Raw genomic sequence first — 17,801 nt, forward strand, 5'->3', positions numbered from 1 at the left:
TCGCTCGCGCTGCTCGCTCCCTCCAGTGCTTACGTCGCCTGCGCCTGCCGCACGGCCGCCCCTTTGAGTCCCGCCCCACCGGAAGACGTTCCTGCTCGCTCCCTTCGGTCGCTGTGCGGGCTGCGACTTCCGTGCTCCCGCTCGCTTCGCTCGCGGGAACGCACAGCNCCGGAAGACGTTCCTGCTCGCTCCCTTCGGTCGCTGTGCGGGCTGCGACTTCCGTGCTCCCGCTCGCTTCGCTCGCGGGAACGCACAGCGACCGCACCTCACGCCTCCCCAGCCTCGTCGCTCGCGCTTAAAAGCGCTCGCGACTCCCTCGCGCGTGCTGTCGCCGGCGCTTCGCGCCGGCTGCCAGAGGGACCTTCGGTCCCTCGCGTCTCGCGGCCGTCGAGGGCGGCCGCTCGCAGGCACGCGCCACCGCACCGCCGATCAGTTAATAAATGAAAAGTTAGATTCCCGCCTTGGGCCGTCCTACGCGCTCGGCAGGTCGACCGGCTCGCCGTCGGCGTAGACGGTCGGATTCCGGATGATACCGTCGAGGTGGAGCGGCGCGTCGGTCTCGCCGCCGATCCCGGCGTTGTCGCCGATCGCGATGTGGACGGTGCCGCCCGCCTTCTCGTCGAGAAGGACCGAGCCGACGAGCTCCTCGACGCCGCCGTTCGTCCCGATGCCCAGCTCCGCGAGGTTGTACGCCGCGTCGCCGACCGCCTCGGCGGCCCCCTCCACGTCCGCGCGGATCTCGTCGTCGCCGATCTCGGTCACGAACCCCTCCTCGACCTCGAAGGCGAGTTCTTGGCCGTCGTCGAGCAGGCCGTGGGGCATCATCGTCCCGTCGACGACGAAGGTCCCGGTCGCGGTCTCGGGGGCGACGAACACCTCGCCCGCGGGCAGGTTCGAGAAGTCGCCCGGCTCGTGAACCATCCCGGTGTCGGCGAGCCACTCGCGGTCGCCGATCCCGAACGTGATGTCGGTGCCGGCGGGCGCGGTGACGCGGACCTCGTCGGCGCCCGCGACCTGGTCGAGCACGTCGTCGCAGGCGGCGTCGATGGCGGCGTAGTCGGCGTCGAGTCCGGTCGTGAACACGGCCTCGGTTATCCCCGGGAGCGTCGCGCCGCGCGCGCCGGCGTCGCAGGCGGCGCCGCGGGCGCGGGTGTGGCTCAGGCTCTTCGACGTCGGCGCGAGGAAGACGTCGGCCTCCCGCATCGCGGCCGCGACCGGCGCCGGCGGCTCCGTCCCGTGCTGCTCGGCCGGCGGGTACCGCAGGACCGTCGCGTCGTCGGTGACGGCGCTCGCGGCCGCGTACAGCGCCTCGCCGATCGGCTCGCGCTCGTCGTCGGTGACCACGACGACCGACTCGTCGGGCGCGACGTTCAGACACTGTTCGACCGCGGTCGCCGCGGCGTCGGAGAGGTCGGCTGGCATGTCCGTGCCTCCGTCCGCCCGGGCGTTAGGCCTTGCCATCGACGGTTTTACTCGGTTCTGTAATCGAATTATTTACGTCCGGTGGCGATCGGCGTCGAATTAACCGATCGATTACTCGTGGGGTAGTTAATTCCAATTTTCGAACCTCGAAACAATTATACCGGTTCCCGAGCGAGGGGCAGATATGATACGCGTGGGCGTCAACGGCTACGGGACGATCGGGAAGCGGGTCGCCGACGCCGTCGCGGCCCAGGCCGACATGGAGCTCGTCGGCGTGACCAAGACCTCGCCGGACTACGGCGTCGAGGCCGCGGCCCGCCGGGGCTACGACCTGTACGCGGCCGTCGAGGACCGCACCGACGAGTTCGCGGCCGCCGGCGTCGACCTCGCCGGGGCAATCGGGGACCTGCTCGACGCCGTCGACGTCGTCGTCGACTGCGCGCCTTCGGGCGTCGGCGAACGCAACGCGCCGGTCTACGAGGCGCACGACACGAAGGCGGTGTTTCAGGGCGGCGAGGACGCCGCCGTCGCCGACGCCTCCTTCAACGCGCGCGGCCGGTTCGAGGCCGCCCGCGGCGCCGACTCCGTCCGCGTCGTCTCCTGTAACACGACCGCGCTCTCGCGGCTGCTCGCGCCGCTCGACGAGACCTACGGCGTCGAGAAGGCGCGCGTCACGCTCGTGCGCCGCGGCGGCGACCCGAACGAGACCGACCGCGGTCCGATAAACGACATCGTCCCCGACCCGGCGACGGTGCCCTCCCACCACGGCCCGGACGTGAACGAGATCCTCCCCGACGTGACCGTCGACACCGCGGCGCTGAAGGCGCCGGTCACGGGGATGCACACCCACAGCGTCAACGTCACCCTCGAGACCGACCCCGACCCGGCGGCGGTCCGCGACCTGCTCGCCGACGAGAGTCGGATCTTCCTCGTCCCCGAGGGCGCCGGCATCGACGGCGCGGGCGCGCTGAAGGAGTACGCCGCCGACGCCGGGCGGCCGCGCGGCGACCTCTGGGAGAACTGCGTCTGGGAGGAGTCGATAAGCGTGACCGGCCGGGACCTCTACCTCTTCCAGAACGTCCACCAGGAGGCCGACGTGGTCCCCGAGAACGTGGACGCGATCCGCGCGATGGCGAGCGACGTCGACGCCGCCGAGTCGGTCGCGCGGACGAACGAGACGCTCGGGGTGGGCCTCGACAGTCGACTCGCAGACGGCGAACTGGTCCGGACGGAACTGCCGGCCGACGACTGACGCCCCCGGCGACCGCACTCGTTTCGCTACCGCCCGCTTCGCTACCGCTCGGAAGCGCCGCTCACTCCCGCGGTCGCGTGACGAGGAAGGTCCGCCCGCCCCGGCGTTCGAGGTGGACCTCGCTGCCGTCGACGCGGTTCGCCCGGACGCGGTCCGGGAGGCGGTCGGTTCGGCAGTCGGTGACGTCCACGCGCGTCGGCGTCGCGTACCGCGGTCGGTCGGCGGTGACTGCGCTCATACCTCGGCGTTCGACCGGACAGCCCGTATAAGCGAGCCATCCGCGGAGTGAAAGTGAAAGTAGACGGCTTCGACCCGTTGCCGGGCGATCCGAACGGGGGTGCCGGTGGCCCGCCTCGCCGTCGCTCTACCGGCGGAGGCCCGTCGCCTCGTCGTCCGCGACGAACCGCACCGTGAAGTAGTCGTAGCCGCCGTAGGCGGCGTCGAGCGCGCCCATCCACCAGTTCCACCGCTCGACCAGCGAGGAGCCGTCGGGGGCGTCCGCTAAGTGACCGATCACCCCCGTCACGGTCAGCCCGTGGCCGCGGTCCTCGGAGGGCCGCCCGGAGTCGACGAGGTCGCGGGCCGACCGCGAGACGGCGCGCCGCTCGGCCTCGGTCCCGCCGAACTCGTCTTCGAGTTCGCGTTCCAGACGCTGTCTGTCCATACACGACCTACGTGCCGTAGGTATATGAGTCGCGTGATAGGGGGTGTCACGTCCGGTGACGAGCCCTGCTTAGAGCCGCGCGGCCAGCGCGAGGAACAGGATCGAGAACGGCGCCGTGAGCAGCGTGAGCGCGACGCCGCCGGCCCCCTCGCCGCCGGCGACGGCCATGAGGAGGCCGACGACGAGCGAGAACGACCCGAGGGCCGCGAGGGTGACCCGCTCCGGAACGCTCGCGCGGTCCGGGCCGTCGCTCGCCGCCAGCACCGCGTCGAGCGCCGACTCCACTGCGTCCGCCTTCTCGGACGGAACGAACAGCCACGGCGTCGATCGATACCACGCGTTCCCGCGGTACGCGAGCAGGAACACCGTCAACCAAGGGAGGTCGATCCGGCGGGTCCGGATCACCGCCGTGAGGTCGTCGGTCTGGGAGTGGTCGTGTGTGTGATTCGTGCGCTCGACGACGCGCTCCGCCGAGTCGAGCCGAATCGACGTTCCCCTCGACCCGGCGACCATCGGCAGGAACCAGATCAGTGGGAACAGATAGAACACTCCGACGTCGGCCAGCGGGGGTCCCCACACCCAGAGCGCCACGAACGGGACGGCGCCCGCGATGACCCAGGGAAGCCGGATCGACTCCCGCGAAAACGAGTAGTCGCCGAGCGCCGACCGGAGATTCTCGCGGGTCCGTCCGTCTGATCGATCGCGTGCGATCAGAAGGTACACGAGGGAGAACGGTCCGCCGACGAGGAGCAACACGCCCAGCACCCACAGCTCTCCGCCGGCGACGGCGCCGCCGGTCACCGCAGTCCGCGCCGCACCGGCCGCGGCGACAACGACGACCGCGACCACTGCGAGAAGCCCGACCGCAACGACGAGGCTCATGCCGAGGGCGATGGACCCGAGCCGGTCGTGGCGGACCGGCCCCCACTCGATCGGGCCGGAGTCCGGCTCCGATTCGGCCGCTGTCCGCGTGCCCGCCGGCGGCTCGGTCGTTCCGGTCGAGTCGGGCCGCTCTACGGTATCAGCGGTCTCGGCCGTGGAATCGCTTTTGGAGGGCATCTCGACGTTCGATACACGCGACACGGGATTAAAGCTGGCCACCGTCGAGGTCGGAACTCGGCTACGAATCGGTCCCGGGCGGCGCTTCCGCCTCCGGCGGCTCGGCGGGCTCGACGTTGCCGAGGCGGAGCGCGTTCCCGGTGACGCCGAGGCTCATCCCCATGTCGCCGACGACGACGGCCATCGCGACGCTCACGTAGCCGAGCGGCGCGCCCGCGGCGAGCAGCGCCTTCACGCCGAGCGAGGCGCCGATGTTCGTCCGGATGGTCGAGCTCGCGCGCGAGGAGAGGTCGATCACGTACGGGAGCCGCGTCAGGTCGTCGGCCATCAGCGCCACGTCGGCGGTCTCGATGGCGGTGTCGGCGCCGGCGGCCCCCATCGCGATGCCGACGTCCGCGGCCGCGAGCGCCGGCGCGTCGTTGATCCCGTCGCCGACCATCGCGACGCCCCCCTCGGTCTCGGCCGCGAGCTCGCGGACGGCCGCGACCTTCTCGTCCGGGAGCAGCTCCGCGCGCACCTCGTCGACGCCGACGCGCTCGCCGATCGCCCGCGCGGTCCGCTCGTTGTCGCCGGTGAGCATCGCGACGCGGTCGATGCCGAGCTCGTGGAGCCGGTCGACGACCCACGCCGCCTCCGGGCGGACGGTGTCCGCGACCGCGATGACGCCCTCCAGCTCCGTCTCTGTCCCCACGAGAACGACCGTCTTCCCCTCGGCCTGAAGGCGCGGGATCGTCTCGCTCGCCAAGTCGAGGTACTGGCCGTGGTCGCAGGGTTCGGCCGCCGTGACGGCGTTCGCAGCGTCACCCCCCGCGTCGCCCGCCTCGTCGCCGTCTCGCTCCTCCAGCACGGACCCGCCGTCCGAGCGGACGTGGGCGTGGCTCAGGTCGAAGCCGAGCTCCTCGAACAGCGAGGGCTTGCCGGCGTAGTGGGTCTCGCCGTCGAGGTCGGCGCGGACGCCCTCGCCGGTCAGCGCCTCGAAGCCGGTGACCTCGGTCCCGTCGTCGGGTGCGTCCTCGCCGTCGATGGGCTCGGCACCGACCTCCTCGCCGCGCGCGACGATCGCCGCCGCGACGGGGTGTTCGCTCCGGCGCTCGACGGCGGTCGCGCACGCGAGGACGTCGTCGGCCTCGCGGTCGCCGAGCGGGACCACGTCGGTCACCGACAGCTCGCCGCGCGTGAGCGTCCCAGTCTTGTCGAGCGCGACGGCGTCGACGTCGCCGGCGGCCTCCAGGTGTTCGCCGCCCTTGATGAGGACACCGTTGCGCGCCGCCGCGGTCACGCCCGAGACGACGCTGACGGGCGTCGAGATGACGAACGCGCACGGACACGCGACCACGAGCAGGGTGAGCCCGCGGACGAACCACGTCTCCGCGCCGCCGCCGACGAGGAGCGGGCCGAGCGTCGCGGTGGCGATCGCGCCGACCACGACGATCGGCGTGTAGACGCCCGCGAAGCGGTCGACGAACCGTTCGGCGCGCGTCTCCTCGCCGTTGGCGGCCTCGACGAGCTCGACGACCTGCGCGATGGTCGACTCGCCCGCGGGCGCGGTCGCCTCGATCTCGAGGTAGCCCGCCTCGTTGATCGAGCCGGCGTACACCTCGTCGCCGGGCTCCTTCTCCGCGGGGACGGACTCGCCGGTGATCGGCGACTCGTCGACCGCGCCGGAGCCCTCGCGTACCACCCCGTCGAGGGGGACGCGCTCGCCGGGGCGCACCGCGAGCCGCTCGCCGACCGCGACGGCCTCGGCGGGCACCGTCTCCTCGTCGCCGTCGCGGATGACGACCGCCTCGTCGGGCGACAGCTCCATCAGCTCGCGGAGGGAGGTGCGCGCCCGGTCGATGGAGTAGCGTTCGAGCAGCTCGGCGACCGAGAACAGCACCGCGAGCGTCGCGGCCTCGAAGGGGAGGTCGACGAGCAGCGCGGCGACGATCCCGACGCTCATCAGCAGGTCGATATCGAGGCTCAGGCCGCGCAGCGAGTAGAACCCGTTCCGCAGGATTGGCGGCGCGGCGACCGCGATCGCGAGCAGGAACGCGACCGACGCGCCGGTGACGCCCCACGGCCCGAGGAAGCCGACGCCGCCAATGGTCGCGAACGTCGGGTTGAGCCCCGGGAGCAGCCACTCCAAGGCGAGCCCGACCGCGAGGAAGCCGCCGCCGACCGCGGTCGCGATCGCTCGCGGGCTCGTGAACAGGTCGTCGGCGACGCCGTCGGAGTCGGCGTCTTCGACCGCGTAGCCGGCGGCCTCGACGGCCGCCGTCAGGGCCTCGACGTCGGTCAGTTCGGGGTCGTACGTGAGGACGACGACGCCCGTCGTCGGCCGGGTGTCGACCGAGAGGACGCCCTCGCGGTCGAGCGCGCCCTCGACTTTCCCCGCGCACGACGAACAGTCCATGTCCGGCACCGCGAGCCGGAGCTGCGCGCCGTCGGGCCGCTCCGCCACCCCCCCGGACGGCCGACCGGCCGTTCCGTCGTCGGGACCGGTCGATTCGCGTGAGTCGCTCATTGGCCGACCGTAGCCGTCGCATCGTTATTAATCCAACTACCATTCTCCCGGCCTATTTTATAAGTAATTATTAAAATTAGGCAGTTTTCTAATAAATAATCCGCGAGTATTTATCTGTCGGTCGGCTACTCGGAGGCACGACAGACTGGCGCGCCGTCGGCTACGGCTTCGTCGTGATGCTGATCGCCGGCGTGTTGGCGACGACGGTCCCGGTCGTGGGGCACGCGGCCGCGGGCCTCGTCGGCGGGTTCGTCGCGGGCTACCTCGCCGGCGGCGGCCTGCTCTCCGGCTTCTGGCACGGCCTGCTGGTGGGGTCGGTGAGCGGGATCGTCGTCACTCTCGCGCTCGCCGCGTTCGGCGGCCTCGTCGGCCTCGTGGGCGGCCCACTCGGAAGCCTGCTCGGCGGCGCCGGCGTGTTCGTCGTCGTTCGGTCAGCAGCTATTCATGAGCGATCCGCTGGGGCTCCAGAGGGATGCGCCACTACGGGCACCCTGCTGTCTTATAAAAAAAACGACCGGAACGGCACTGGAACCGCCTCCTCCGCAACCAGTCGCTTACGAAGCGCTCTCGACGGCGTCGAGGACCGCCTCGTAGTCGGGTTCGTTCGTCGGGTCGTCGGCCACCCAGTCGTAGACGACCTCGCCGTCGTCGTCGATCACGAACACGGCGCGGTTCGCGATGCCGTGGAGGCCCAGCTCGGCGATGTCGATCTCCAGCCCGTACGCCCGGATCGCGTCGCCGGCCATGTCGCTCACGAGGTCGAACTCGATGCCGTGCTCCTCGCGGAACGCGCCCTGCGAGAACGGGGAGTCGGCGCTGATCCCGAAGACGGTCGCGCCGGCGTCCGCGAACGCGTCGGCGCGCTCCTGGAACGCGATCATCTCGTTCGTACACGGCGGCGTGAACGCGCCGGGGAAGAACGCGAGCACGACCGGTCCGTCACCGACGTGGTCGTCGAGGTCGAACGGCTCGTGGTCGCTCGTCCCGACGGTCGCGGTGAACGTGGGTGCGGCGTCGCCTGTGGATACCATCGTCACACAGTACGGCCGATTCACGCAAAAGGCTTGTCGCGACCGCGTTCGGTGCCGGCGTCGGCGCGGGGTCGCGGACCGAGCGGCGGCTACTCGCGGTCGAGGTACTCCTGCTGGATCGCGACGATCTCCGAGGAGTCCTCGCAGTCGGCGTACCGCCGGAGCGGCTCCGCGTTGAGTTCGAGGAACGTCTCGCCCCACGTGAACTTCGCCAGTATCCGCTCAGCGTGGTCGCGCTCGCCGAGGATGATCAGTGCGGCCGCGAACGCCTCGACCGTCGTGAGTCGCATCGGCCGCCCGAAGTTCACGGGGTTTGCGGCGACGAGGTACGGGAGCGCGCGGTGCTCGCCGGGTAACGAGAACATCTTCTCGCCGGCCGACTCCCACGAGCAGTCGAGCGCGACGAGGGCGTTCTCGCCGGCGCGGTCGGCGTCCGCCGGCGAGAGCGCCCGCTCCGCGTGGGGGTTGAGGACGACTCCGTACGGCGTGGCCCGGTCCGAGCGGTGGAGCTCCGCGAGGTCGAAGCGCGCGAGCTTCCGGGCCGTACACTTGTCGGGGTCGTCGTCGCCCTCGTACCGGACGTGAAGGTCCACACTCGGCGTTCGGCGGAGCCGGTTATAAGCGGAACGGACGGGGGGAGCGCAAAAATAGGTGAAGCCGCCTCGCGCCGTCCGTCACGGGGCGCGAGTCTGCGTCACGATCGGTTCGCCGTCGTCGGTCTCCGACGGGACACGGGTCTGCGTCGCGATCGGCGCCGGTTCGTCTTCCGATGCTGGTTCGTCCATCGCGGACGACGGTCGCCGCTCGCCGTACAAAACAGTTCGGCTGAATGTCTCGTTATCTCGGTTATTACCTAATACATATTTAATACTACGAGCGATTCGAGCGCTGTCGTGGATACTATATCCGAGGTATCTGATCGATACTTGTATTCTGATTTCGCTACCGGCTTCTCCTCCCGACACGACACCCCAGATACCGTCAAACCGGCCCGGTACCGGCGGGGTTTTTCCTCGTCGCCGCGCAGGTGATAGTATGGAGCTGTTCGCGGTTCCGGACCTCCCGGAGATCCGGGAGGGAGACGACCTGGCGGCCATGATCGACGAGCGCGTCGACCTCCGCGCGGACGACGTGGTCGTCGTCGCCAGCACGGTCGTCTCGAAATCCGAAGGGCGCGTCTTCGACCTCGCAGACTTCCCGGCGAGCGAGCGCGCGGAGGCCGTCGCCGACCGGCTGGCGGAGATATCCGGCGAGGAGAAGGACCCGCGCTTCGCGCAGGCGGTCATCGAGGAGTCGACGGAGCTGGTCATGGAGGCGCCGTTCCTCCTCACCGCGACGCGCTTCGGCCACATCGGCGTCAACGCCGGTATCGACCGCTCGAACGTCCCCGACGGCGACCTGCTGCTGCTCCCGGAGCACCCCTCCGAGAGCGCGGCGCGGATCCGCGAGGAGCTCGCGGCCGACCGCGTCGTCGTCAGCGACACCTGCGGGCGCCCGTTCCGCCACGGTCAGCGCGGCGTCGCTATCGGGTGGGCCGGGATGCCCGCCAGCCGCGACTGGCGCGGCGAGCGCGACCGCGACGGCCGCGAGATGGGCGTCACCGTCCAGAACGTGATCGACGAGCTGGCGGCGGCCGCCAACCTCGTCGCGGGCGAGGGCGACGGGGGTACCCCGGTCGTCGTCGTCCGCGACTGGGAGTTCGGCGACCACGACGGCTCGGACAACCACTTCCGCGAGGTCGAGGGCGACTTCGTCCGGCAGGCCCTGCGGGAGTGGACGTTTCAGGAGTAACCATGCTCGGCATCGAACTCACCCCAGAACACGAGATGTCCCGCCTCGTCGACCTCGGCGTCCGCGCCGAGGACGCCGGCTACGACGCCGTCTACTCGACGTGTCACTACAACAACCGCGACCCGTGGGCGTTCCTCTCGCGGCTCGCGGCCGCGACGGACTCCGTCCGGCTCGGCCCGGGCGTCGCCAACCCCTACGAGACCCACCCCGTGACGCTCGCCTCGAAGGTCGCCACGCTCGACGAGGCGTCCGAGGGTCGCGCCGTCTTCGGCCTCGGCCCCGGCGACCCCTCGACGCTGGCGAACCTCGGGCTCGAAGACGAGCGCGGGCTCCGCCCCGTGCTGGAGGCGTTCAAGACCGCACAGAAGCTGTGGGCCGGCGACCGGGTGGACCACGAGGGAACCTTCGACGCGACGGACGCGGGACTCAACTACGAGCCCCCGCAGGGCCCCGCAATTCCGGTCCACGTCGGCGGCGAGGGGCCGCACATGTGCCGGATGGCCGCGAAGCACGCCGACGGCCTGCTGTACAACGGCTCGCACCCCAAGGACCTCTCGTGGGCCCGCGAGCAGGTCGACGACGGCCTCGCCGACAGGCCCGACCATCGGGGCGACTTCGACCTCATCGCGTACGCCGCGGTCTCTATCGCCGAGGACGAGACCGCCGCCCGGGAGGCCGCCCGCCCGCCGGTCGCCTTTATTACCGCGGGCGCCGCGCCGCCCGTCCTGAAGCGCCACGGGATCGACCCGGACGCGGCGACGGAAATCGGCGACCGCGTCTCGGCCGGCGAGTTCTCCGCGGCCTTCGAGCGCGTGACGCCCGCGATGGTCGACGCGTTCTGTATGGCCGGCACGCCCGAGACCGTCCGCGAGCGCGCCGCCGCCGTCGCCGACCACGCCGACGGGCTCGTCGTCGGGTCGCCGCTCGGCCCGGACTTGGAGAGCGCCGTCGACCTCGCGGCCGAGGCGGTCGACGGGCTGTTCTGAGCGGCCGCGACGGCGCGGCCGCCTGCCCCGCCCCGCTCCGCTCTCGGTCGGCGGATTCCCGCACCGTGACAATCGAGAATCGCTCGTGATAACCCCGGCGGGAGGTTCATATGCCGCTCTCGTCGAGGTCCGGACATGTCCACGACACGACAGCGCCGCCCGGGGATACGCGGGCGGTACGAGGCCCTCCTGTGGCGGACGATGGACGGGCTCGGCGTCACGGAGTCGATCGAGCGCAAGGTCGTCACGGCGGTCGGCATCCAGTTCCTCGTCACCGTCGGCATCTTTCTCACGCAGTTCGTTCTCTCCGGGACCGCCGCGTACGTCGTCTCCGGCGCCCTGTTCCTCGGCGCGGTCGTCGCCATCTACAACACCCTGCTCATCGTCCGACGCGACTTCGTCGCCCCGATCCGGGCGTTAGAGCGCGAGGCGGAGGCGATCGCCGCGGGCGAGATCGAGGGGACGAGCGGCGTCGACGCGGCCGGTCCGTCGGACGGCGAGTCCGCGGGCGCCCTCGATCCGACTCAGCCGGACGAGGTCGGCAGCCTCGTCGGCGCGTTCGGCGAGGTCCGCGGCTACCTCACGACCGTCTCGGCGCAGGCGGAGGCGCTCGCGGCCCAGGAGTTCGACGACCCGGCGCTCGACGAGGACGTCCCGGGCTCCTTCGGCGAGTCGCTCGACGAGATGGCCGAGAACCTCACCGCCTACACGGCCGAGCTGGAGGCGCTCGTCGACGCCTTCGGCGACGCCGCCGAGCGCGCGCAGGGCGGCGACCTGACGGCGACCATCGACGCGGACGCGCTGGCGACCGACGAGGAGCGGTACGCCGAGCTCGTCGACAACTACAACCGGCTCGTCGCGACCCTCGGCGAGACGCTCGGCGACGTCGGCGCGTTCACCGCGGACGTGGCCGGCACCGCGGACGACGTGCGCGCGAGCATGGACGAGGTCGACGACGCGAGCGGCGAGGTCGCCCGTTCGGTCCAAGAGATCTCCGACGGCGCGGCCGAACAGACGGACGAGCTGGAGGCGATCGCCGGCGAGATGAACACGCTGTCCGCGACGGTCGAAGAGATCGCGGCGAGTGCGGACGACGCGGCCGAGACCGCCCGCGACGCGGCCGAGCGCGGTCGCTCCGGGCGCGAGGAGGCGGCAGAGGCGATCGCGGAGCTGGAGACACTCGAATCCCGGATCGGCGAGACGGCGGCCGCGGTCACCGACCTCGCGGAGCGGGTCGGCGAGATCGACGAGATCGCGGCCGTGATCGACGAGATCGCGGAGGAGACCAACCTGCTCGCCCTGAACGCTTCCATCGAGGCGGCGCGCGCAGACGGCTCCGGGGACGGGTTCGCGGTGGTCGCGGACGAGGTGAAGTCGCTCGCCGAGGAGACCCGCGAGTCCGCGGCGGAGATCTCCGGTCGCATCGAGGAGGTACAGACCGCCTCGGCGGAGACCGCGGCCGACGCCGAAGAGATGGAGACCCAGGTCGCCGAGGGCGTCGAGACGATCGAGTCGACGTTACGGGAGTTCGAGGGGGTCGTCGAAGACGTGACGACGGTTGACGAGACCGTCCAGGAGATCAGCGACGCGACCGACGACCAGGCGCGCACGACCCAGGAGGTCGTCGACATGGTCGACGGCGTCGCCTCCGTGAGCAGACAGACCGCGACCGAGGCCGAGACCGTCGCGGCCGCGGCCGAGGAGCAGACCGCGACCGTCTCCGAGGTGACGGGGCAGGTCCACACGCTCTCCGACCAGTCCGACGAGCTGCTCGCGCGGCTGAACGAGTTCGAGGTTCCGGACGGGTCGGACGGGAGCGCGACCGCGGTCGGGGGTCCGGCGAACGGTTCCGGGACGCGGTCGGCGACGGGCGCCGACGACGACTGAGGAAGAGACCGATCGGGCCGCCCGGTTTTCGGCTTCTACTCGGAGCGGCCGCGACCGCCGAGCGAGGGGAGGTTCACGCCGATCTCGCCGAGCAGCGCGCCGACCGCGGCGTACCCGAGCGCGCCGACGGAGGCGACGATCAGCACCTGTCCGACGACGACGAGCAGCGCCGACAGCGGGTCGCCCGCGCCGAGGATCAGGTCGTTCAGGAAGATGTCGACGAACCGGCCGACGTCGCCGACCAGCCGCGAGACGAAGTCGATGAGCGCCATCATGGGGCACGGTTGGACCGGGGGGTACTTGGGTGTTGAGTTCGCGGCGACGGTTCGCCGCGCCCGGTCGCGTCGCGAACGGGGCGACGGCTACGCCTCCGCTGTCGCCGCCTCCGCTGCCGCCGCCGCTTCCTCGTCCGAGTCCGTGTACCGCAGCGCCCAAGCGATCAGGACCGCCTGAAACGGCAGCCGAATCAGCGCTGCGAGCCGCGCCGGCGCGAGGAGCCGGTCGGGGACGAGGTCGTTCAGCGTGTCGCTCCGGGCGAGGTGGACGTTCGCCGGGAACACCGCGACGAGGAGGGCGACGATCCCCCACGCGGACGGGCGCCGCGTCCGTCGCCACGCGACGCCGACCCCGAGGACGATCTCGGCGATTCCGGAGAGGTACACGAGCCCGACGGGCCGCGGGAACGACGGCGGGACCGCTTCCGCGAAGCGCTCGGGGATCAGGAAGTGAGCGATCCCGGCGACGACGTACGTCGCACCCATCAGCGGGGCGAGTGAGGGCCCGGACTCCGTTTCGTCTGCGTCGGTCGAGCAGGCTTGGTCTGCGTCGGTCATACCTCGCCACACGGGCGGGAGGGGTATCATTCCTCGCCGTCCGGGGTTCCGGGAACCGAACCCCTTACGAACGGGCGAGCCCAACGCCGTCGTAATGAACACGTTGTTCTGGGTGCTCACCGGGATCCTCGCGTACTCCGCGGTCGCGATGTACCTGCGGAACGAGGGGATCCTCCCGGACGCGTTCAGGGTCTCCGGACCGGTGTTGACCCTCCGGACGCTCCGCGGGCGCGCCTTCCTCGGCCGACTCGCGGCGCCGAAGCGGTTCTGGCGCGCGGTCGCCAACCTCGGGCTCGGGGGGGCCTTGGTGGCGATGGTGGCGTCGTTCGCGCTCATCCTCTCGTCGGCGACCTCGGCGTTCACGAACGCGCAGCCCTCCGCGATCCAGCAGCCGCAGAACTTCCTCATCATCCCCGGCGTCAACGACTTCCTCCCGCTGTCGGTCGCGCCCGAGATCGTCGCCGGCCTCGCCGGCGCGATGGTGGTCCACGAGGGCGCGCACGGCCTGCTCTGCCGGGTCGAGGACATCGACATCGACTCGATGGGGCTCGTCTTCTTCGCGCTGCTCCCGGTCGGCGCGTTCGTCGAGCCCGACGAGGAGGCGACCCAGCAGGCCTCCCGCGGCGCCCGCGCCCGGATGTTCGCGGCCGGCGTCACCGCGAACACGGTGCTGACGATCGTCGTCTTCGCGCTCCTCTTCGGCCCCGTCGTCGGCGCCATCTCGCCGGCGGCCGGCTACGCGGTCGGCGAGGTGAACCCCGGCTCCCCGGCGGCCGCGGCCGACCTCTCGCAGGGCGACCGGATCGTCGAGGTCGCCGGGACGCCGATCGAGACGAGCGGGGAGTTCGAGTCCGCGATCGCCGACGCCGGCGACTCCGTCGCGCTCACCGTCGACGACGGCGACACGCGAAAGGCGGTGACGATCGACCGCGAGCTACAGGTGGTCGGCTCCGCCGGCGGCAACCCCCTCGGCGTGACGATCGAGGAGGTGCCCGTGACGGTCGCGGCGGTGAACGGCGAGTCGGTCGCGACCGAGTCGGAGTTCTTCGACGCGGTCGGCGGCGACGAGCGCGCGACGCTGACGGTGACGGGCAACGCGAGCGTCATCGATCAGGTCCGCGACGCGCCCGGCGCCGAGAACGCCTCGGGCGTCGAAACGGCCGACGGCGACGCGGCGGTCACCGTCCCCGACGTGCCGGTCGGCGCGTACGTCGTCGGCGTTCAGGAGGACGGCCCGATCCACGACGAGGGCGCGGCGCTCGGCGAGCCGCTGACGATCGTCTCCGTCGACGGCGAGCGCGTCGTCGATAACGGGGCGCTCTCGGCCGTCCTCGGCGAGCGCGACCCCGGTGAGACCGTCCCCGTCACCGTCTTCGACGCCGACGGCGAGCGCACCACGTACGACGTGGAGCTCGACCAGCACCCGAACCGCGACGGCGGGTTCATCGGCGTCAGCGTCTTCCCCGGCACGAGCGGGCTCGCGCTCGACGACGTGGGCGTCACCGAGTACCCGGCGGGCGCGTACCTCGAACTGCTCGGCGGCGACGGCGGCGCGGAGGCCGCGGACGGCGTCCCGCTCGGCGGGGTCACCGAGTCGCCGCTCGGCCTCGTCTTCGTCGCGCTCATCCTCCCGCTCGGCAGCCTGTTCGGGCTCCCGTTCAACTTCGCGGGGTTCACCGGCGACCTGACCAACTTCTTCGTCGTCGAGGGGCCGCTCGCGGCGCTCGGCGGCGGCACCTTCCTGCTGGCGAACCTCCTCTTCTGGTCGGGGTGGATCAACATCCAGCTGGCGCTGTTCAACTGCCTGCCGGCGTTCCCGCTCGACGGCGGCCGCATCCTCCGGATGGTCGCCGAGGCGGTGATCAGCCGGGTCCCGATCAGCGACCGACACGCCGCGGTGCGGACGATCACCGTCTCGTCCGGGCTCGTCATGCTGGCCGGGCTGGTCGCGATGATCTTCGGCAACCAGATCCTCACCGCGCTCGGCCTGATCTGAGGCGGTGGCGCGTGCCTCCGAGCGCCCCTCGGGCGCGAGGAGCACGCGCGAGGGAGCGGTGAGCGCTCGAAGAGCGCGAACCGCGAGGCTGGGGAGGTGTGAGGCGCTGTGCCGTGCGGTGCGGGGCGGGACTCAAAGGGGCAGCCGGGAAGCGGGCGCAGGCGACGCAAGCACTGGAGGGAGCGAACGGAGTGAGCGACCGAAGCGCGCAGCGAGCGTGCGCCCGCTTCCCGGCTGGGGCTTTGGAGGTTGTCTCCGTCGATCCGCGATCAAGTATTTATAAACGAGCGACTGTGGCTTTGGAGATCGTCACCGCGCCATCGGTCACGTATAAATAGCCGACGCAATACCACGATCCGGTTTATAAGTAACCGATCAACGACACCGGTTCATACGCCCTCGCTACCGTTCGCCGACGTTTCCGTACCGCGCGAGATACGTCGGAATCCTCTCTGTCGAAGAGTCGTAACAGCCCGAGGGAAACGGGTTTCCCCCGCGGGCGCGACGCCCCCGTATGACGCACTCGCGGACCGTCGAACTCGAGGGCCACATCATCGACAGCGGGACGATGCAGCGCTGCTTCGGCGCGGTGATGGACCTCGGCGGCTCGTTCGACGTCGAGCAGTTCGACGTCGGGAAACACGAGACCGAGGAGTCGTACTGCCGGCTGACCGTCTCCGCCGACGACCCCGAGACGCTGCGGGACATCCTCCACGAGCTCCACCAGAACGGCGCCGTACTGGAGGACCCCTCCGAGGTGGACCTCGTCGCGGCGCCCGCGGACAAGGTCGTGCCGCCGAACTTCTACTCGACGACGAACCACCCGACAGAGGTGCTGTACGACGGCGAGTGGATCGACGTCGAGCGGATCGAGATGGACTGCGCGCTGGTGGTGGACCCCGGCGGTGATTCCGGCGAGAGTCCCCGCGCCTACACCAAGACCCTCAACGCGGTCGAGGAGGGCGACCTCGTCGCGACGGACCAGTCGGGAATCCGCGTGAACCCCCCCGAGCGCCCGCGGAGCGGCGGCGGCGCGTTCGGCTTCATGCAGGGCGGCGTCTCCGCCGAGCGCCCCTCCGAGTCGACGATCCGCGAGGTCGCCGAGGAGCTGCGCGCGGTGAAGGAGGACGGCGGCAACGTGATGGTCGTCGCGGGGCCGGCCGTGATCCACTCGGGCGCGGGCGACGCGCTGGCTGACCTCGTCGCGGCGGGCTACGTCGACGCGCTCTCCGCGGGCAACGGGTTCGCCACGCACGACCTGGAGCGCTCCATCTACGGCACCTCGCTCGGGATGAACGTCGAGACGCTCGAACACCCGCGGAAGGGCCACAAACACCACATCTGGACCATCTCGGAGATCATCCGGGCCGGCGGGATCGAGGCGGCAGTCGACGAGGGAATCGTCACGGAGGGCGTGATGTACGAGTGCGTGGTGAACGACGTCGACACCGTCCTCGCGGGGTCGATCCGCGATGACGGCCCGCTCCCGGACACGGTCACCGACGCGGTCGAGGCCCAGAACGCGATCCGCGAGCAGGCCCACGACGCCGACCTCGTGATCATGCTCGCCACCTTGCTCCACTCCGTCGCGGTCGGGAACTGCCTCCCGTCGACGACGAAGACCGTCTGCGTCGACATCAATCCGGCCACCGTCACCCAGCTGCTCGACCGCGGCTCCGCGCAGGCGATCGGGATGGTCACCGACATCGGGACGTTCGTGCCGACGCTCGCGGAGTTCGTGTTGGAGGGCGAGTCGTGAGCGTCGAACTCCGCCCCTACGACCGCGAGCGCGACGCCGACGGCCTCTACGAACTGAAGCTCGCCTTCGAGCGCGGCCTCGGCGAGAACACGGGCGGCGACGAGAAGGCGGCCGCCTACGAGGGGAAGCTCACCGACGCGTACCGCGAGCGCTGGCTCGACTGGGTCGACCGCTGCGTCGACGCTGACCCGCGGTGCGTGACCGTCGCGGTCGACGAGCGCGCGGATGACGGGGAGGCGGACGCCGGAGACGCGGACGCCGGAGACGCGGACGCCGGAGACGCGGACGCCGGAGACGAACCCGAGGCGGAGGCGGTCGTCGGCTACGTCTTCGTCCTCCCCGAGCGCACCGCGATGATCTGGGACGCGGCGGTCCTGAACGAGATCTACGTCGCCCCCGACTACCGCGGCACCGGCGTCGCCGACGACCTGATCGACGCCGCGCTCGCGCTCGCGGCCGATCAGGACCTCCCGCTCGACCGAATTGTCCTCGACGTCGACCCCACGAACGAGCGCGCGAAGGGGTTCTACGACCGCCACGGCTTCGAGCCGTGGGGCGAGATGGTCGCGCGGCCGCTGGAGGACGCCTGACGTCACGGCCGCGCGACCGCGGTCG

16 protein-coding genes and 1 pseudogene are annotated in these 17,801 nt (G+C 71.1%); 8 read left to right on the top strand and 9 right to left on the bottom strand.

Going from position 1 to position 17,801, the window contains the following annotated elements:
- Positions 1–471: 471 nt before the first annotated feature.
- Positions 472–1,422, bottom strand: coding sequence for an aminopeptidase (locus C470_RS14045; protein WP_008368060.1), 951 nt, complete (start codon positions 1,420–1,422; stop codon positions 472–474).
- 184 nt (positions 1,423–1,606) lie between these two features.
- Between C470_RS14045 and C470_RS14050 the strand changes: the two genes are divergently transcribed.
- A complete protein-coding gene (locus C470_RS14050; protein ID WP_007997174.1) occupies positions 1,607–2,674 on the top strand; it encodes a type II glyceraldehyde-3-phosphate dehydrogenase in 1,068 nt (355 codons plus the stop codon).
- A gap of 61 nt (positions 2,675–2,735) precedes the next feature.
- Here the strand turns inward: C470_RS14050 and C470_RS16195 are convergent, their stop codons facing one another.
- From C470_RS16195 to C470_RS14065, 4 genes are all read right to left on the bottom strand, one after another.
- Positions 2,736–2,912: a hypothetical protein gene (locus tag C470_RS16195; protein ID WP_004597987.1), complete on the bottom strand. Its 177-nt coding sequence runs from the start codon at positions 2,910–2,912 to the stop codon at positions 2,736–2,738.
- Between the two features lie 126 nt (positions 2,913–3,038).
- The gene (locus C470_RS14055) at positions 3,039–3,338 is read right to left on the bottom strand and encodes a hypothetical protein (protein ID WP_004597986.1); all 300 of its coding nucleotides are present in this window, start codon (positions 3,336–3,338) and stop codon (positions 3,039–3,041) included.
- Positions 3,339–3,407: 69 nt separating this feature from the next.
- Entirely contained in the window at positions 3,408–4,397 is a 990-nt protein-coding gene (locus tag C470_RS14060; protein WP_008368062.1) for a hypothetical protein, read from the bottom strand.
- 61 nt (positions 4,398–4,458) lie between these two features.
- Positions 4,459–6,903 (bottom strand): heavy metal translocating P-type ATPase, encoded by a 2,445-nt coding sequence (locus C470_RS14065; RefSeq protein ID WP_008368064.1) that lies wholly within the window; start codon positions 6,901–6,903, stop codon positions 4,459–4,461.
- 98 nt (positions 6,904–7,001) lie between these two features.
- On the opposite strand from C470_RS14065, the pseudogene C470_RS15430 reads away from it, so the two are divergent.
- Positions 7,002–7,328 (top strand): annotated as a pseudogene (locus C470_RS15430) (DUF5518 domain-containing protein); the annotation flags it as partial.
- Positions 7,329–7,457: 129 nt separating this feature from the next.
- Here the strand turns inward: C470_RS15430 and C470_RS14070 are convergent.
- Positions 7,458–7,934 carry a redoxin domain-containing protein gene (locus tag C470_RS14070; protein ID WP_007345982.1) on the bottom strand — a complete coding sequence of 159 codons (477 nt, stop codon included), beginning with the start codon at positions 7,932–7,934 and terminating at the stop codon, positions 7,458–7,460.
- A gap of 89 nt (positions 7,935–8,023) precedes the next feature.
- Entirely contained in the window at positions 8,024–8,527 is a 504-nt protein-coding gene (locus C470_RS14075) for a DUF367 family protein (RefSeq protein WP_007345983.1), read from the bottom strand.
- Positions 8,528–8,969: 442 nt separating this feature from the next.
- On the opposite strand from C470_RS14075, the gene C470_RS14080 reads away from it, so the two are divergent.
- The 3 genes from C470_RS14080 (at position 8,970) to C470_RS14090 (ending at position 12,598) form a co-directional block, all read left to right on the top strand.
- Entirely contained in the window at positions 8,970–9,725 is a 756-nt protein-coding gene (locus tag C470_RS14080; protein WP_008368066.1) for a coenzyme F420-0:L-glutamate ligase, read from the top strand.
- A gap of 2 nt (positions 9,726–9,727) precedes the next feature.
- Positions 9,728–10,711: a 5,10-methylenetetrahydromethanopterin reductase gene (locus C470_RS14085; RefSeq protein WP_008368068.1), complete on the top strand. Its 984-nt coding sequence runs from the start codon at positions 9,728–9,730 to the stop codon at positions 10,709–10,711.
- A 201-nt stretch (positions 10,712–10,912) separates the two neighbouring features.
- Positions 10,913–12,598: a methyl-accepting chemotaxis protein gene (locus C470_RS14090; RefSeq protein ID WP_007345986.1), complete on the top strand. Its 1,686-nt coding sequence runs from the start codon at positions 10,913–10,915 to the stop codon at positions 12,596–12,598.
- Between the two features lie 35 nt (positions 12,599–12,633).
- Here C470_RS14090 and C470_RS14095 read toward each other — a convergent pair whose 3' ends face one another.
- A complete protein-coding gene (locus C470_RS14095) occupies positions 12,634–12,873 on the bottom strand; it encodes a hypothetical protein (RefSeq protein ID WP_004597978.1) in 240 nt (79 codons plus the stop codon).
- Positions 12,874–12,960: 87 nt separating this feature from the next.
- Positions 12,961–13,431 carry a DoxX family protein gene (locus tag C470_RS14100; RefSeq protein ID WP_008368071.1) on the bottom strand — a complete coding sequence of 157 codons (471 nt, stop codon included), beginning with the start codon at positions 13,429–13,431 and terminating at the stop codon, positions 12,961–12,963.
- 94 nt (positions 13,432–13,525) lie between these two features.
- Between C470_RS14100 and C470_RS14105 the strand changes: the two genes are divergently transcribed.
- The 3 genes from C470_RS14105 (at position 13,526) to C470_RS14115 (ending at position 17,776) form a co-directional block, all read left to right on the top strand.
- A complete protein-coding gene (locus C470_RS14105; protein WP_008368074.1) occupies positions 13,526–15,427 on the top strand; it encodes a site-2 protease family protein in 1,902 nt (633 codons plus the stop codon).
- Positions 15,428–15,941: 514 nt separating this feature from the next.
- Positions 15,942–17,186 (top strand): ornithine cyclodeaminase, encoded by a 1,245-nt coding sequence (locus C470_RS14110; RefSeq protein WP_008368075.1) that lies wholly within the window; start codon positions 15,942–15,944, stop codon positions 17,184–17,186.
- Complete coding sequence (locus C470_RS14115; RefSeq protein WP_008368077.1) at positions 17,183–17,776, top strand: GNAT family N-acetyltransferase; 594 nt, start codon at positions 17,183–17,185, stop codon at positions 17,774–17,776. Before C470_RS14110 ends, C470_RS14115 begins: the two co-directional genes overlap by 4 nt.
- Positions 17,777–17,801: the final 25 nt, after the last annotated feature.

Source organism: Halorubrum distributum JCM 13561 (assembly GCF_000337395.1).
Classification (GTDB): domain Archaea; phylum Halobacteriota; class Halobacteria; order Halobacteriales; family Haloferacaceae; genus Halorubrum; species Halorubrum distributum.

Excerpts from the sequence above, each read along its gene's own strand:
- C470_RS14045 (WP_008368060.1), bottom strand. The coding sequence starts at position 1,422 with ATGCCAGCCGACCTCTCCGACGCCGCGGCGACCGCGGTCGAACAGTGT.
- C470_RS14050 (WP_007997174.1), top strand. The coding sequence starts at position 1,607 with ATGATACGCGTGGGCGTCAACGGCTACGGGACGATCGGGAAGCGGGTC.
- C470_RS16195 (WP_004597987.1), bottom strand. The coding sequence starts at position 2,912 with ATGAGCGCAGTCACCGCCGACCGACCGCGGTACGCGACGCCGACGCGC.
- C470_RS14055 (WP_004597986.1), bottom strand. The coding sequence starts at position 3,338 with ATGGACAGACAGCGTCTGGAACGCGAACTCGAAGACGAGTTCGGCGGG.
- C470_RS14060 (WP_008368062.1), bottom strand. The coding sequence starts at position 4,397 with ATGCCCTCCAAAAGCGATTCCACGGCCGAGACCGCTGATACCGTAGAG.
- C470_RS14065 (WP_008368064.1), bottom strand. The coding sequence starts at position 6,903 with ATGAGCGACTCACGCGAATCGACCGGTCCCGACGACGGAACGGCCGGT.
- C470_RS14070 (WP_007345982.1), bottom strand. The coding sequence starts at position 7,934 with ATGGTATCCACAGGCGACGCCGCACCCACGTTCACCGCGACCGTCGGG.
- C470_RS14080 (WP_008368066.1), top strand. The coding sequence starts at position 8,970 with ATGGAGCTGTTCGCGGTTCCGGACCTCCCGGAGATCCGGGAGGGAGAC.
- C470_RS14085 (WP_008368068.1), top strand. The coding sequence starts at position 9,728 with ATGCTCGGCATCGAACTCACCCCAGAACACGAGATGTCCCGCCTCGTC.
- C470_RS14090 (WP_007345986.1), top strand. The coding sequence starts at position 10,913 with ATGGACGGGCTCGGCGTCACGGAGTCGATCGAGCGCAAGGTCGTCACG.
- C470_RS14095 (WP_004597978.1), bottom strand. The coding sequence starts at position 12,873 with ATGATGGCGCTCATCGACTTCGTCTCGCGGCTGGTCGGCGACGTCGGC.
- C470_RS14100 (WP_008368071.1), bottom strand. The coding sequence starts at position 13,431 with ATGACCGACGCAGACCAAGCCTGCTCGACCGACGCAGACGAAACGGAG.
- C470_RS14105 (WP_008368074.1), top strand. The coding sequence starts at position 13,526 with ATGAACACGTTGTTCTGGGTGCTCACCGGGATCCTCGCGTACTCCGCG.
- C470_RS14110 (WP_008368075.1), top strand. The coding sequence starts at position 15,942 with ATGACGCACTCGCGGACCGTCGAACTCGAGGGCCACATCATCGACAGC.